A 16,218-nucleotide genomic window follows, 5' to 3' on the forward strand; every position below is an offset into this window, starting at 1 on the left:
CCAAGGTGTGCCCGAGGGGATCAAGCCTTGTCGGTTGACCCGTTTTCGGCAGCGGACTCAGCGGCGGGCTCTGCCTTCAGCGGCAATACCGTATCCAGCAACTGCTTCAGATTATTGCGATAGCTGTCCTGCAGCTCCTTGATGGCATCCGAGAAACGGCCGTCCTGCTCGACCAGCCCGGTCATCAGGTCGCGTCCGGCCTGAGACGGCGATTGCAGGAATCCGAGTGAGGGCGCACCCACAGACTCGGCCAGATCCTTCATCAACTGACCCAAACGCAATCCCGGCTTGTCTGCGGGTTGCTCCAGGCTGCCAACCTGTTCATAACTGGCGGCCTGCGAAAATGAACGGCTGTAGCTCATGCTGAGGTCCATTGAACTCAACTCGGATGCATCAAATCGGATACCGGCGCTCTGCTCGAACGCCTTCTGCACATCGCCATTGAAAAACTCATCGGCCACGCCTGAAATATCACGCACCATCTGCTGCAGTGCTTCGATTTCACCCTCATCCAGTTCGCCCTTAACGCTGAACTGGTACTGGGTACTTTCGCTGCGACTTACATCCATCCACGCAACTGAGTTGCCCTGACTGTCGGCCCCGGCGCCATAGGTTGCATCGTAACTTTGGTTGCGGCTGAAGTTGATGGTTACCTCGTCCCCGTCCTGCGTCTTCACGGTCAGTGACATGTCCTCGGCGTTACGATAGCGCTCGGCTGCACCCAGTACTGCCTGTGCTACGGCATCCCGGCTTCCCGGTGCTATCTCTGCCAGGGCATCAAAGGTTTTCTGCTCGGTTTCATCCACCTGAGTTTTGATATCACCCTGCAGCACATTGAGATTGTCGAGAATTTCACGTGCTTCCTTGAAGCCGGTCTCCACACCTTTCAAAGCCGCGTCATACATCTGCTGCAGTCGCTCGTCAGAGGCACCTCTGTTTTTGGCCGCCGCAAGACCGGCCGCCACGAAATCGCTGATGCGTCCCGCCACTTTGTCAGGCGTGAAGTTCTGGGCATCCAGCCCGGACAGCTTCTCGGTCGTCATGCCGGGAATCTTTTCGGCCAGTTTTCCAAGCAACACCTGCGTCGCATCCTGCGATTTGCCGTTGCCTCGCCCGGCAACCGGGTCCGACTGTGGACGAGAGGAATAGATCTGGGTCGGTGGAGACTGGATTTTCATAACAACCTCGAGGGCTTGGTATTCTGATCAAATAATAGACGGGTATCGGCCGGGGTGGGGGGATCTTGAGGTTGCAAAAGTACCTGTTCTGGTCAGAATGAATTTGTGGCTCAAATCACAGGGAAAAGCAGATGCTGAAAACGGATACAGATCGCAGGGCTTGGTTGATTGAACTCATCAGCTACTGGGAGGGTGGTATCAATGCAACCGGACTTGCTGCGCTGTGTGGTATTGGCCGCCAGCAGGCTACCAAAGATTTGAGCGCTTACCGTGAACGCTTCAGCACCAACCTGAGCTACAGCCCATCCCTGAAAACCTTCCAGCCCACGAGTCATTTTATCTGTGGCCTGATCAGTGGCGATGTTGCCGAGTACCTTGACTGGGTCAGCGGACAACGTGCCCCGACCACTGCCGGAAGTGTGTTGCCCTATCAATGCCTGCGTCATCCGCCTCGCAAGGTTGCCGCCCCGCTGATGCGCAAGCTTATACAGGCCATACGAGAGCAGCGCCGCATTGAAGTGGACTATGTCTCCTTGTCCAACCCTGACCATGAAGGGCGCGTGATCGTGCCTCATACCTTCGTTAATACAGGCCTACGCTGGCACCTGCGAGCCTGGTGTGAAAAGAGCCGAGACTACCGTGATTTTGTATTGAGCCGCTTCCGAGGTGAGGCTGAACTGTTGGACCTGTCGTTTCAGGGAGTAGATCAGGATGTGGCGTGGCAGACTCAAATCGAGCTCATTCTGGCCCCTGATCCGCGTTTGTCCCCGGCCAAGCGCAACGTCATTGAGCAAGACTACGCGATGGCGAACGGGTTCCTGCAGCTGAGTACCCGCGCGGCACTGGCGAATTATCTGCTGCAGGAGATGCAGGTGAATTACAAAATGTTGGATGGCACACCGGAGGCCCAACAGCTGATCCTGGTAAACCTGGATGAAGTCCGTCAGTGGCTGTTCTGAACCTGTACGCTGAGGCGACAGGTGGATTTGTACAGTGTTGAGCCAGGAATGATGGAGCCTTATAAAAAGGTATGAACAGTGAACACGGAGTGATGGCCTTGAGCCGAAGAGTTGAGCATCAATGTTACGCACCCTGCTTTCGGTACTGGGGCAAAGCCCAGAGCATGGATGAAGCCAGTGCCAGATACCATTTGCTGGTGTGGCACAGCCTGGATGTGGCGGCCTGTGGCTGGGAACTGCTGTCGGACGACTACCCCTGGTGCCAAGAATTGGCTCAAGCGTTGGCCATAGAGCCAAAGCAGTTGCGCCGTATCCTGACCTTCTTCATTGCCTTGCATGACCTGGGCAAGTTTTTCCGTGCCTTTCAAAATCTGGCCCCCGATCTGAGTGATGCATTGGTACCGCCGGTAGCCGGCCTGTCTTACGCACAGGTTCGCCATGACTCTCTTGGATATTGGTTGTGGCAGTCGCCAGGGTTTCGACAGGCCTTTGTCGACCTGTTGGGCAGTGAGCAAAAGCGTTTGCGACTGGGTTATCTTGATCCGCTGTTCAAGGTCGTGACCGGGCACCACGGTCAGCCGCCCAAGGAGCAGCCGGGCATGTTGCAGAACTATTGCCTGACTGAGGATGTGGAGGCAGCGATAGCGTTCATGCAGCAGGTGGCAGATCTGCTTCTGAGCCCGGACGATCGTGTATTACTGCAGCGAAAGGAGCTATGGAAGCCCCTGAAGTCCGTGTCCTGGCAGCTGGCTGGACTCGTGGTATTGGCCGACTGGAGCGGTTCCAACAGAAGCCGATTTCCCTACGTAGAAAGCCCCATGCCGCTGGCTCGGTACTGGAATGACCATGCGCTGCCGCAGGCTGCAACAGCGATTGGAGAGTTGCCGCTGAAAGCCCCATCTCCAAGTGCGTTCCAAAATGCCGCAGAGCTGTTTTCTTTTCTGGAGACACCTACACCCTTGCAGGCTTTTGCTGTCGGTCAACCGTTGGTTGAAAGCCCGCAACTGTTCATTCTGGAAGATGTCACCGGTGCAGGAAAGACGGAAGCCGCCATGTTACTGGTACACCGGATGTTGTCTCAGGGGCTGGCAGAAGGTGTATACGTTGGCCTGCCGACCATGGCAACGGCCAACGCCATGTATGGTCGACTGGGTGAGTGCTACCGGCGATTGTATACGCCGGATGCACAGCCATCGCTGGTGTTATCCCATGGCGCTCGGCATCTGTCGGATGCTTTCAGCCAGTCGGTAGCGGCTGGGTTCACGGACCGAACTGAACTATCGGCGCAGGCCACCGACCGCGTCTATGCCAAGGATGAGCTTTCGGCCTCGGTGTATTGCAACGCCTGGGTGGCGGATAGCCGCAAGAAGGCTCTGTTTGCCGATGTGGGTGTGGGCACTATCGATCAGGCACTGCTCGCCGTTCTGCCGGCCCGACACCAGTCGCTGAGGATGTTGGGCCTACATCGCAAGATCATCGTGATCGACGAAGTACACGCCTATGATCCTTACATGCAAAGACTGCTACAAGCGTTACTGGAAATGCATGCCCGACAGGGTGGCAGTGCCATTCTGCTGTCTGCAACTCTGCCCCAGATCATGAAGAAAAAATTGGTTGATAGTTATGCCAAGGGCCTGGGGTGCCAAGCCCCTGTGCTAGCTGAGCAAAGTTACCCGCTGGTTACCCAGTTCCCGGCTTTCGGAGACGAGCATGAATTCCCGGTCGAGACGCGTGCCGCCGTTGCACGGCAGGTCAGAGTCGAGCGGCTGAGTGAGGAAGTGGCGGTATGGCAGGTCATAGAGCAGGCGGTCATGGCAGGTAAGGCAGTGTGCTGGATTCGCAATACGGTGGATGCAGCGCGTGAAGCTTATGCGCACGCAGAGTGTTTGCCGTCGATCGACTCTGAGTGCCTGCACCTGTTCCACAGCCGTTTTGCCATGGTGGACCGACAGCGAGTTGAAACTGAAGTGCTTGGCTGGTTCGGCAAGGCTTCGACCTCAGAAGAAAGGCGTGGCAGGCTGCTGATCAGTACACAGGTAGTGGAGCAGTCTCTGGACCTGGATTTTGACTTGATGATCACCGACCTGGCACCAGTGGACTTGATCATTCAGCGCGCCGGGCGGCTGCATCGGCACCTGCGCGGCGACCGCGGTATGCCCGTCCTGTATCTGCACACTCCCGATCCTTTTGCTGAAGTAGATGAGCATTGGCTGGTATCTCAGCGTGGTACCGAGGCGGTCTACCGAGACCCCGGCATGCTGTGGCGCTCTGCCGCTGTTGTGCTGCGGAACGGCGGCTTTCGCATGCCGGATGATGCCCGTTACCTGATCGAATCGGTCTACCACCCGGACATGGAACTGGATACGCCCGAGCCCCTGTTCCAGGCGTCATTGCGCGCCGAGGGCGAACAGCGTGCCAGCAGCAGTATGGCCGGTTTTAATCAGCTGGATCTTACCCAAGGCTACAGTGCTGAAAGCAACCAGCAGGGCTGGGCCGAGGACGTAAATGTGCCCACACGCCTGAGCGATGAAACCTGCTCGGTGGTGCTGGTTGTGCCTGATGATAAGGGTGGCTGGAGGCCTTATGCACAGATCGAAAAGCATGGCTGGGATTTAAGTGCCCTGAGTCTGAGAGCAAAACTCTGGCATCAAGCGGAGCAACAAATTCCCCAAAATATTGCTGAACAGCTTGAGGCATTCAGGGAAACCCAGCCGGCACTGAAATGGCACAAGCTTTTTCCGTTGGTGGATGAATTGAGGTCTTGCTACTGTCCCTTGCAGGGGTGGATAGGTACACAAGGAGGAGACACGTGAATCTCATAGATACATGTTGGATTCCTGTCATCAGGGAAGACGGCAGCCGTTGCCGCATTGCCCCCTGGCAGGTATCCGAGCGGGATAACCCGGTGGTGGAACTGGACGCCCCCAGACCTGATTTTCAAGGCGGGCTGTACCAGTTTCTGATCGGTTTGCTGCAAACCTGCTGCGCACCAGAGGATCTGGATAGCTGGTTCGAATGGTATGAAGAACCGCCCGAACCTGAAGAACTGAAAGCTCTGATGGGACCGTGTGCTCAAGCGTTTGAGCTGTTCTCGGAACCGGGCAGTCCGGCATTCCTGCAGGATCTTGAACTGGTTGACGGTGAGGACAAGCCCGTCGAGAGTCTCTTGATCGAAGCCCCGGGTGGCAAGACGCTCAAGGATAATCTGGACTTCTTCGTCAAGGGCGGACGCTTTAATAAAATTTGTCCGTCCTGTGCAGCTCAAGCCTTGTTCACGCTGCAAACCAACGCCCCCAGTGGTGGGGTAGGGCATCGAGTTGGCCTGCGCGGCGGTGGTCCGCTGACCACGCTGGTGATGCCGGCGGATGTTGCTCATACCCTGTGGCATAAGCTCTGGCTCAATGTGCTTGAAAAGGAAATTCTGCCGGGCAGATGGTACGATGAACCGGTTTGCAATGCTTCCGTGTTCCCGTGGCTGGCACCTGCCCGACTTTCTGTCAAAGCCGGTACGGCCACGTTACCCGGGGATGTGAATGAGCTACAAGCCTATTGGGGCATGCCCCGACGCATTCGGCTGCAGCTGGAAGCCGAGCCCGGTCATTGCGATCTGTGCGGAGATGCGTCCGAGAGCTTGGTCACCGGCTTCAGTACCCGCAACTATGGGGTTAACTACGAAGGCCCTTGGACACATCCACTGACACCCTACCGCGAAGACCCAAAAAAGGAAAAGCCGCCGCTTTCACTGAAGGGGCAAAAGGGTGGTTTGAGCTACCGCCACTGGCTGGGGTTGGCGTTCAGGGATGATGATAATGGTGATCGGGCTGCACAAGTGGTGAGTCACCACATCAGCGCTCGGGCCATCGATCTGCAGGCGGGTATGTTGCCGCAACTCTGGTGTTTCGGGTTCGATCTAGACAACATGAAAGCCCGGGGTTGGTATGAGCACCGCCTGCCATTGTTCTCCGTTCCGCCTGAACAAGCCGACCTGATCAAGAGACTTGCGCAAGTCCTGATCAACTGCGCACGTGCCCTGCTGCCGGAGCTGCGTAAGCAGGTCAAAAGTGCCTGGTTCCGTCGTCCCGAGGATCACAAGGGTGATACCTCGATGATCGACCAGACTTTCTGGCAACGCACCGAGCCCGAATTTTACCGTTTGCTGTCGGAGTATGCTGCCAAGACGGAGCAAGGGCGTGTCGATGCGGCGCTGTACCTGCGTTGGTACAGCACCCTGATGAACACGACACGGCAGCTGTTCGATCATTTTACTTTGCACACTTCGGTCGAGGCGTTGGATCTGAAGCGGGTGATGAAAGCACGGGAACAACTGCACAAGCGCATCTATACCCTGAAACCAATCAAGGAGCTGAAGGAGTTCGCTCAGCCCGCCATGGAGGAGGAAGCTCATGGTTGATACACGATTGCACGGTGCCGATCCGGCCAGCCTTATGGCCTGGTGGCATGCTCTGGAGGACCATCGCGGCGAGCGTGCCCGGTTGCGTCGTGCCGCTACGCCGGATGATGCATTGCTGACCGATGCCTTCTTTCATTTCCTGCAGCGGGTGCCTGAATCCTGGGCACAGGGCGACAGGCTCTATACCGCCGCCAGTGTCGCCACCTTGTTGAGTCATGTGCGTACTGACGACAAGCAGAGCTTCGCCAAAGCGTTGGCCAGTGGTGATAAACCCGCCATGAGTGAGCTGCGTTTTCGTCAGTTACTGAAAAGTCGCTCACCTGAGGAATTCTTCCGCCGTACCCTGAGAGCTATCCGGCTATTGGATGGCAAAGTCAATGTGGTTTCGCTGGCGCAAGGCATTCTGCACTGGCATCAGGAATATCACTTCGGCCCTGACGCCAACCCCCGCAATCGCCTGGGTATGATCTGGGCGCGTGAATACTACAGCCAACTCAAGGCCTGAATTTAAATGTGAAGGAGTACATGAAATGAACCGTTTTTTGCAACTGCACCTGCTGACTGCCTATCCGCCCGCGAACCTGAACCGTGATGACCAGGGGCGTCCGAAAACCGCGCGCATGGGGGGTGTGGACCGCCTGAGGGTTTCTTCGCAGAGCCTCAAGCGCCACTGGCGTACGTCTGAACTGTTCCAAACCGCATTGGGTGAGCATGTCGGTACGCGTACCAAACGATTGGGTGTTGAGGTGTATCACCAGCTGGTCGCCGGTGGCATCAAGGACAAGGACGCGCTCAAATGGGCAGGTGAGATTGCCGGGGTGTTCGGTAAATGCAAGAAGGCTGACAAGAACGACCCGTTGAATGAGCTGGAGATCGAACAACTGGTGCATGTCAGTCAGGATGAGCGACAGGCGGTAAATCAGCTGGCGCAGGTGCTGGTTCAGGAAAACCGGGCACCGGAAAAGGAAGAGCTGGACCTGCTGCGACACAATACCAGTGCTGCTGATATCGCACTTTTTGGCCGTATGCTGGCCTCCAAGCCCGCTTTTAACGTGGAAGCGGCCTGTCAGGTCGCCCATGCTATCAGTGTGCACCCGGTAGTGATCGAAGATGACTACTTCACGGCGGTGGATGATCTCAATGACCGAAGCGAAGACACTGGTTCGGCGCATATCGGCGAAACCGGGTTCGCATCCGGCCTGTTCTATTCCTATATTTGCATCAACCGCGAGCAGCTGGTCGATAACCTCAATGGTGACAAGGCATTGGCCGACAAGGCCATCGCTGCACTGATCGAGGCCGCCATCAAAGTGCCCCCATCTGGCAAGCAGAACAGCTTTGCCCATCAGGGGTATGCCAGTTACGTGCTGGCGGAGTCAGGCGGTCAGCAGCCGCGCTCGCTGTCCGTTTCTTTCCTCAAGCCGATCGAAACTCGTGGTCGTAACGATGACGACTATCTGACTCAGGCCATCAAAGCGATTCGCACTCAGTGCGACAATTTTGATCAGGTTTATGGCGCTTGTGCCGATGCACGTTACGAGCTTTCGGTTGCAGAACAAAAAGGCGAGATGAAAGCCTTGTTGGCATTTGCTGCCGAGTAAGGAGGCCGTATGGACTATCTGCTGTTTCGCCTTTATGGCCCGATGGCGGCCTGGGGCGATATTGCGGTAGGGGAATCGCGGCATGTGCATGCTGCCCCTACCAAGTCAGCTGTCATGGGGCTGGTAGCGGCTGCACTGGGCATTGATCGTGAGCAGGAGGCGCAGCATCTGGCGCTGAATCAGGGCTACCGTATGGCCAGTGCGATTTTGAGCGAAGGTGACCTGCTGCGTGATTATCACACGGTGCAGGCGCCGGACTCCGTGGGCAAGGTACGGTATCGCACACGCCGCGATGAACTGGTGACCGGGCGGGATCGTTTGGGAACGGTGCTCTCCAGCCGCGACTATCGTACCGATGCGCAGGCGCTGGTTGCACTCCAGTGTCTGGAGAGCGCGCCCTTTAGCCTGGCCGAGTTACAGGCCGCTTTGCGAAAGCCCAGGTTTACCCTTTATCTGGGGCGTAAATCCTGCCCACTGGCGGCACCCTTGCAGCCTGAGATGGTAAAGGCTGATGGCTTTGCTGCGGCGTTTGCACAGTATCAACCGGCACCATCGGCCCTGTCTGATAACACTGCGCTGCACACGCAGGGGTACACCGATTATTACTGGGAAGGTGAAGTGGCTGACTTCGCTGCTCCGCAACAATTGGATGCTCACCAGCTCATGCAGCTGACCCGGCACGACCGTTTGTTGTCGCGGCAGCGTTGGCAGTTTGGCAGTAATGAAATCTATCGTTACAGGGAGGTAAGCCAGGATGTATCTGTCCAGAGTTCGCATCAGGCCCGAGATTGACCGACAGAGCCAGCTGGGGAGGCTGCTGCTGCACAACACCTACGGTGTACATCAGTTGCTGTGGGATCTGTTTCCCGGTGGTCAGGCACGCTTTCTTTACCGTGAAGAACTGGCTCAAAGTCAGTTGCGCGAAGAGGGGAATGGCATCAAAGGGGAATCGATCTGGTATCTGTTGTCCTCCGTCCAACCAGCGCAGGATACGCCGCTGTTTGCGGTGGATAGTCGACCCTTTGAGCCACAGTTGCAGGAGGGACAGCATCTGGCCTTCAGGCTCAGAGCCAACCCGGTCGTGACACGCAACGGCAAGCGTCACGATTTGGTGATGGATGAACAGCAGAGCTTCTATCGGCAATTGGCAGATCGATTAGGATTGCAGACTAAGGGCACTAAGCAGGTGTTGCGTCGTCAACTGCTTGTGCCCGAGGTTGCCGCTTCGTTGCACGTGGTCTTGCAAGAATATTCGGCCCATTTCCCCGGAAAGTTGTCGGCTCAGCCTGCGGAAGCACTGGAGCAAGTCTTACAGGAGCGCACCAGCCAGCGGCTTGCGTCCTGGCTCTGTGATAACAAATCTCGCAGAGGGGTATTCACGCTTGCGACGCGAACAGTGTTTGATGAAGAGCAGGATCGCGAATATGAGCGCCCATTTTTCCAGTGGAGTGGCTACCAGGCTCATGCTCTGCCGGAGAAGGGGCGCAGCGCACGATTCTGCGCGGTGGATCTGGCAGGTGAACTCATTGTTCAAGATCCGGACAGACTGCGCGAACTTATCCACAGTGGAATGGGGCCGGCAAAAGGGTTCGGCTGTGGACTGATGATGATCAAGCCTGCATTTGGAGGCTGATATGTCATTTATTCCGCTGAGCCCCATCCCGATCAAGAATCGGGTGTCGATGATTTTCCTGCAATATGGACAGGTCGATGTGCTGGATGGCGCCTTCGTTCTGATCGATAAGACCGGCATTAGAACCCATATCCCTGTTGGATCCGTGGCCTGCATCATGCTTGAACCGGGCACCCGCGTTTCCCATGCCGCCATTAAGTTGGCGGCACAGGTTGGCACCTTGCTGGTTTGGGTGGGTGAAGCCGGCGTACGTTTGTATGCATCGGGGCAGCCTGGTGGCGCACGTTCGGATCGTTTGCTCTATCAAGCAAAGCTGGCGCTGGATGAAGACTTGCGGCTCAAAGTGGTACGCAAGATGTTCGAATTGCGTTTTGGCGAACCGGCGCCGAGTCGACGTTCGGTGGAGCAGCTCCGTGGCATCGAAGGTGCCCGCGTACGTGAAACCTATAAATTGTTGGCCCAACGCCATGGCGTCAAGTGGAACGGCCGCCGCTATGATCCAAAGGACTGGAACAAAGGTGATAAGGTCAATCAGTGTATCAGTGCAGCCACATCCTGCTTGTATGGTATTACCGAAGCGGCGGTCTTGGCCGCCGGTTATGCGCCCGCCATCGGCTTTATCCATACCGGCAAACCTTTGTCATTCGTGTATGACATTGCAGATATCATCAAGTTTGACGAAGTGGTACCCAAAGCCTTCGAAATTGCGGCGACCGGCCCCAAGGAACCTGATCGCGCCGCGCGCTTGGCGTGTCGCGATATTTTCCGCAGTAATAAGGTGCTGGATCGTTTGATACCGTTGATTGAAGAGGTGTTGGCGGCGGGTGATATCCAACCGCCCGAGCCGCCGGAAGACAGTCAGCCCCCTGCAATCTCTGAGCCAGCGCCCACAGGTGATATAGGCCACAGGAGCCATTCATGAGCATGCTGATGGTGGTAACTGAAAATGTACCGCCCAGGCTGCGAGGCCGCTTGGCTATCTGGTTGTTGGAAGTACGAGCGGGAGTATACATCGGTGATGTCTCTCGCCGTATCCGAGAAATGATTTGGGAACAGGTCAATGCATTGGCGGAAGAAGGCAATGTCGTGATGGCTTGGGCGACTAATACCGAGTCTGGTTTTGAGTTCCAAACTTATGGTACTAACCGGCGTGTGCCGGTGGATCATGATGGACTCAGGCTAGTCTCATTTCTGCCTTTTGAAAAACAATAAGTTAGCGTTCTTTAACAACCAGGGATATAGTTCAAAAACTTGGTGGAATTTTAAACGGCGAGAAAAGCCTTTTAAAACAATCACATCCATTAAGTGTGTTCCCCGTAGGCACGGGGATCAACCGCAAAAAAATGGGTTGAGCGTGCTCCCTTGGGCGTGTTCCCCGTAGGCACGGGGATCAACCGGATGCACGTTCTATGTCGGCTCTCGTGGGGGTGTGTTCCCCGTAGGCACGGGGATCAACCGTGGATCGCCGACTGATTCACGGTATTTGATGAGTGTTCCCCGTAGGCACGGGGATCAACCGGCTGCAAAGCTGGCAGGGATAAGGCCTGAAGTGTGTTCCCCGTAGGCACGGGGATCAACCGGCTGCATACCTCGCCAGTGTTGAAAACCTTAAGTGTTCCCCGTAGGCACGGGGATCAACCGGCCATCAATATCTGCATAAACAGCGCGCCCCTGTGTTCCCCGTAGGCACGGGGATCAACCGGGTTTTTAATACATGTTATGTATCATGTATTGGTGTTCCCCGTAGGCACGGGGATCAACCGGGACAGGTTCCCACCGAGTGACAGGCTCAGGGGTGTTCCCCGTAGGCACGGGGATCAACCGCACAAGATCGAAAGATCGGCGATAACCAAAGAGTGTTCCCCGTAGGCACGGGGATCAACCGAGGAACATTATCAGGATCAATCTGACATATAGCGTGTTCCCCGTAGGCACGGGGATCAACCGGCACAGTCGAACAGCGAGCCGTTCAGATCAGCGTGTTCCCCGTAGGCACGGGGATCAACCGGCAGAAGAAAGCCGGCAACTGATCATGGCATTGTGTTCCCCGTAGGCACGGGGATCAACCGATCCCAGCGCTTGATGGCTCTGGTCGACTCAAGTGTTCCCCGTAGGCACGGGGATCAACCGCCGGACGGCGTGATCAATGGCGGCTCTATCACGTGTTCCCCGTAGGCACGGGGATCAACCGGTAAGCCACAGCTCGCGCTCGGCTTCTGTCAGGTGTTCCCCGTAGGCACGGGGATCAACCGGCTGGCAATCGCCAGGCGCAGATCTCGAAGATGTGTTCCCCGTAGGCACGGGGATCAACCGCCACAAGACGCAACCTTCACCATCCAGATGCTGTGTTCCCCGTAGGCACGGGGATCAACCGAAAGTTCCAGCTTGCGCGTAATGAAGGGGGTCGTGTTCCCCGTAGGCACGGGGATCAACCGTAAACTGGTCCACCACCGAAGTTTACCAAGGCGTGTTCCCCGTAGGCACGGGGATCAACCGGGAACGCAAAACAGCAGCGACCCGGCCCATATGTGTTCCCCGTAGGCACGGGGATCAACCGTCTGCCGAGGATCAGGGCGTCACAATCAACGGGTGTTCCCCGTAGGCACGGGGATCAACCGTGCTTATTATCCGGATAGGACTTACTCTATAGGTGTTCCCCGTAGGCACGGGGATCAACCGTCGCTGCTGTGGGATGGTGTGGTGAAAAAGCTGTGTTCCCCGTAGGCACGGGGATCAACCGGCGGCCGAGAAGTGGGCCAAGGCTCGCGAAGTGTGTTCCCCGTAGGCACGGGGATCAACCGCGTCTTTTCGCGCTCGTACTGCTCTTTGTATACGTGTTCCCCGTAGGCACGGGGATCAACCGGCTGAGTTCGGCGATGCCGGGTTTGATGTCTGGTGTTCCCCGTAGGCACGGGGATCAACCGAATCACGTCAGAGTAACCCTGAACATAGCGATGTGTTCCCCGTAGGCACGGGGATCAACCGAGAAAACCACGTTTACTCGGTCTGACGGCATTGTGTTCCCCGTAGGCACGGGGATCAACCGTTGGCGATCTGCTGTGGGTACGTGAGACAACCGTGTTCCCCGTAGGCACGGGGATCAACCGCGGGAGGCCGCATGAGTCAAACGGATTTCAATGTGTTCCCCGTAGGCACGGGGATCAACCGGTGTTTCAGCACTGGGCGCGTGAGCATGGTGAGTGTTCCCCGTAGGCACGGGGATCAACCGGGGACGTTCTTCATTATCGGGCAGCCGCCTGAGGTGTTCCCCGTAGGCACGGGGATCAACCGGATAGGGATACCGAGAGGACATCTATCAAATAGTGTTCCCCGTAGGCACGGGGATCAACCGTGACCCCGGATAACTGGTCTGAACTGTACGAAGTGTTCCCCGTAGGCACGGGGATCAACCGTTTCTAACGGTATATGACCTCATGCGATTGTTGTGTTCCCCGTAGGCACGGGGATCAACCGCCAGCAATAAACAAAGCAGTGACAACGCCAAAGTGTTCCCCGTAGGCACGGGGATCAACCGAGACAACCTGATATGCGCCCCCTTTACGATAAGTGTTCCCCGTAGGCACGGGGATCAACCGCGGTAAAATTGGCTCCGGTGACACATTGGTGAGTGTTCCCCGTAGGCACGGGGATCAACCGGAATTTACCCATGACCCAGAGTCCACTGGAAAGTGTTCCCCGTAGGCACGGGGATCAACCGCCTGATTCAGAGTATTTGTGATGTTTTTAGAGGTGTTCCCCGTAGGCACGGGGATCAACCGACCATACGCCCAGAGCGGTTGCAGATACTCGAGTGTTCCCCGTAGGCACGGGGATCAACCGGGGGATTCATGCATATCATCCTGTCTTATCTAGTGTTCCCCGTAGGCACGGGGATCAACCGCGGATGATCGGGTTGCTCTGCAATGATGATCGGTGTTCCCCGTAGGCACGGGGATCAACCAGGTCTAAAAGATCACCGGATGGCATACAGAACAGTGTTCCCCGTAGGCACGGGGATCAACCGGCTCTGGTGCAGCGTAGCTCTCAAAGCCTTAAGTGTTCCCCGTAGGCACGGGGATCAACCGGAGGGGCTATAAAAGAAAAAACCCTGTAAAAAGTGTTCCCCGTAGGCACGGGGATCAACCGCTAAATTCTGTACAGATAACCCAAAAGCTTTGGTGTTCCCCGTAGGCACGGGGATCAACCGCGGGTATGGGTGCCGGATGACTGGGTGTGCCCGTGTTCCCCGTAGGCACGGGGATCAACCGCACGCTCAACCATTAAAAAATCCAATCAATGTGTGTTCCCCGTAGGCACGGGGATCAACCGCGCGACCGTGATCTGAAAAAATATGATTTACAGTGTTCCCCGTAGGCACGGGGATCAACCGCCGTGGTCCTTTGCCGGTACTACGAGTTGGCGGTGTTCCCCGTAGGCACGGGGATCAACCGGGGCCTTCGGGCTCCTTTCTCTTTGAGGCTCCGTGTTCCCCGTAGGCACGGGGATCAACCGCGGGATATAGATGCATGAACAGCCTTGAATCAGTGTTCCCCGTAGGCACGGGGATCAACCGCAGAAGAGCTGGCAAAAATATACCCTCAGTACGTGTTCCCCGTAGGCACGGGGATCAACCGCATGACTGACGACCTGGAGAAACTGAGACAAGGTGTTCCCCGTAGGCACGGGGATCAACCGCGAGCCGAACACGGTAACTGAGCCACGATAGCGTGTTCCCCGTAGGCACGGGGATCAACCGCGCTTGAACAGCTTGAACAGCACCAGGGCACCGTGTTCCCCGTAGGCACGGGGATCAACCGCATGTGCGGGCCTGCGGTCCCATAGTGGTTGAGTGTTCCCCGTAGGCACGGGGATCAACCGCGTGTAACCGCGGACGATAAAATAAAGTTAACGTGTTCCCCGTAGGCACGGGGATCAACCGGATCAGCTCAGGGTTGACCTTTGGATATAAACGTGTTCCCCGTAGGCACGGGGATCAACCGGAGGTGCAGTCGTGACGACATTCGACAGGAGCGTGTTCCCCGTAGGCACGGGGATCAACCGGCATTTAATGCGCTCAAGGAATGGGACTGCTGGTGTTCCCCGTAGGCACGGGGATCAACCGCTCCCGCGCCAATGCCTCCCCTTCCTTGTAGGGTGTTCCCCGTAGGCACGGGGATCAACCGGAACCCGTAGGACTTCTTCGCCGCGAATGAACGTGTTCCCCGTAGGCACGGGGATCAACCGTGACGAAATACACGATGCAGCTGAGCTACTACGTGTTCCCCGTAGGCACGGGGATCAACCGCCGGCCGCAGCCTCGATCGCCAAGGTTGAAGCGTGTTCCCCGTAGGCACGGGGATCAACCGCTCCTACCGGTATTCGCCGTCTGATTGCAAAAGTGTTCCCCGTAGGCACGGGGATCAACCGTTTTTCATGCTCTTCATTGAGCATTGGGGATCGTGTTCCCCGTAGGCACGGGGATCAACCGCGCTCTCAACTCCTGCGATCAGACATTGTGGCGTGTTCCCCGTAGGCACGGGGATCAACCGTGACCCCGGATAACTGGTCTGAACTGTACGATGTGTTCCCCGTAGGCACGGGGATCAACCGCTGACGGTTTAGAGACTTTACCCCCCTATTAGGTGTTCCCCGTAGGCACGGGGATCAACCGCGTGGAATCAGCCTTAACGCTGAGATACTCCAGTGTTCCCCGTAGGCACGGGGATCAACCGGTGCAGCCAGTGAACGGAGGCACAGGGGTCGGGTGTTCCCCGTAGGCACGGGGATCAACCGCATTGCTTACAGGTTGCGTGTGGTGCCCGTTGGTGTTCCCCGTAGGCACGGGGATCAACCGCGTTAGCCGCGGTGATGGCGATTAGCAGGCCGGTGTTCCCCGTAGGCACGGGGATCAACCGTCTAATGTTTATGACATCCTCGCGAGAGGTGTGTGTTCCCCGTAGGCACGGGGATCAACCGGGCCAAAAGCCATACCGCACTGCCGCCGAATGCGTGTTCCCCGTAGGCACGGGGATCAACCGGTGTGCTTTGCGCAGTAGGAAGTCGCGCACCCGTGTTCCCCGTAGGCACGGGGATCAACCGAAAGCCGCGACCGCTACATTGAAGACTGGGAGGTGTTCCCCGTAGGCACGGGGATCAACCGGGATTTGGTCGGGCGTCACTATCATATTCAACGGTGTTCCCCGTAGGCACGGGGATCAACCGGTTTTGAGCTCATCAAGGGCCGCGTATTCCAGGTGTTCCCCGTAGGCACGGGGATCAACCGCCGGTTTATTTGTACTTTGTCCAATCACAAATGTGTTCCCCGTAGGCACGGGGATCAACCGGGTATTGCAGAGCTGGGTATCTGTAAAAGCAGGTGTTCCCCGTAGGCACGGGGATCAACCGGTAAGGCAAGCTCCATAAACCAAAAAACAGG

Annotated in this window: 10 protein-coding genes and 1 CRISPR repeat array (1 of these 11 running past the window's edge); of the genes, 9 read left to right on the forward strand and 1 reads right to left on the reverse strand. The window is 56.8% G+C overall.

Going from position 1 to position 16,218, the window contains the following annotated elements; all coding sequences use genetic code 11:
• Positions 1-20: 20 nt before the first annotated feature.
• On the reverse strand, positions 21-1,178 hold the full coding sequence (locus ABIE61_RS02840; RefSeq protein WP_354406527.1) for a DUF5610 domain-containing protein: 1,158 nt from the start codon (positions 1,176-1,178) through the stop codon (positions 21-23).
• 131 nt (positions 1,179-1,309) lie between these two features.
• Here ABIE61_RS02840 and ABIE61_RS02845 point away from each other — a divergent pair, with 131 nt between their 5' ends.
• From ABIE61_RS02845 to cas2e, 9 genes are all read left to right on the forward strand, one after another.
• Entirely contained in the window at positions 1,310-2,137 is an 828-nt protein-coding gene (locus ABIE61_RS02845) for a helix-turn-helix transcriptional regulator (RefSeq protein ID WP_354406529.1), read from the forward strand.
• Between the two features lie 98 nt (positions 2,138-2,235).
• The gene (cas3, locus tag ABIE61_RS02850; protein WP_354406530.1) at positions 2,236-4,950 is read left to right on the forward strand and encodes a CRISPR-associated helicase Cas3'; all 2,715 of its coding nucleotides are present in this window, start codon (positions 2,236-2,238) and stop codon (positions 4,948-4,950) included.
• Entirely contained in the window at positions 4,947-6,548 is a 1,602-nt protein-coding gene (casA, locus tag ABIE61_RS02855) for a type I-E CRISPR-associated protein Cse1/CasA (protein WP_354406531.1), read from the forward strand. The genes cas3 and casA overlap by 4 nt, the downstream gene beginning before the upstream one ends.
• Complete coding sequence (gene casB / locus ABIE61_RS02860; protein ID WP_354406533.1) at positions 6,541-7,053, forward strand: type I-E CRISPR-associated protein Cse2/CasB; 513 nt, start codon at positions 6,541-6,543, stop codon at positions 7,051-7,053. Before casA ends, casB begins: the two co-directional genes overlap by 8 nt.
• Positions 7,054-7,078: 25 nt before the next feature.
• Positions 7,079-8,149 (forward strand): type I-E CRISPR-associated protein Cas7/Cse4/CasC, encoded by a 1,071-nt coding sequence (gene cas7e, locus ABIE61_RS02865; protein ID WP_354406535.1) that lies wholly within the window; start codon positions 7,079-7,081, stop codon positions 8,147-8,149.
• Positions 8,150-8,158: 9 nt separating this feature from the next.
• Positions 8,159-8,941: a type I-E CRISPR-associated protein Cas5/CasD gene (gene cas5e, locus ABIE61_RS02870; protein WP_354406537.1), complete on the forward strand. Its 783-nt coding sequence runs from the start codon at positions 8,159-8,161 to the stop codon at positions 8,939-8,941.
• Positions 8,904-9,782: a type I-E CRISPR-associated protein Cas6/Cse3/CasE gene (cas6e, locus tag ABIE61_RS02875; RefSeq protein ID WP_354406539.1), complete on the forward strand. Its 879-nt coding sequence runs from the start codon at positions 8,904-8,906 to the stop codon at positions 9,780-9,782. The genes cas5e and cas6e overlap by 38 nt, the downstream gene beginning before the upstream one ends.
• A 1-nt stretch (position 9,783) precedes the next feature.
• Complete coding sequence (cas1e, locus tag ABIE61_RS02880; protein WP_354406541.1) at positions 9,784-10,704, forward strand: type I-E CRISPR-associated endonuclease Cas1e; 921 nt, start codon at positions 9,784-9,786, stop codon at positions 10,702-10,704.
• Entirely contained in the window at positions 10,701-10,994 is a 294-nt protein-coding gene (cas2e, locus tag ABIE61_RS02885; protein ID WP_354406543.1) for a type I-E CRISPR-associated endoribonuclease Cas2e, read from the forward strand. Before cas1e ends, cas2e begins: the two co-directional genes overlap by 4 nt.
• Before the next feature lie 95 nt (positions 10,995-11,089).
• A CRISPR array of direct repeats spans positions 11,090-16,218; the repeat unit is 29 nt; unit sequence GTGTTCCCCGTAGGCACGGGGATCAACCG; it runs 1,924 nt beyond the window's last position.

This window comes from Marinobacterium sp. MBR-111, assembly GCF_040547585.1.
Lineage (GTDB): Bacteria > Pseudomonadota > Gammaproteobacteria > Pseudomonadales > Balneatricaceae > Marinobacterium > Marinobacterium iners.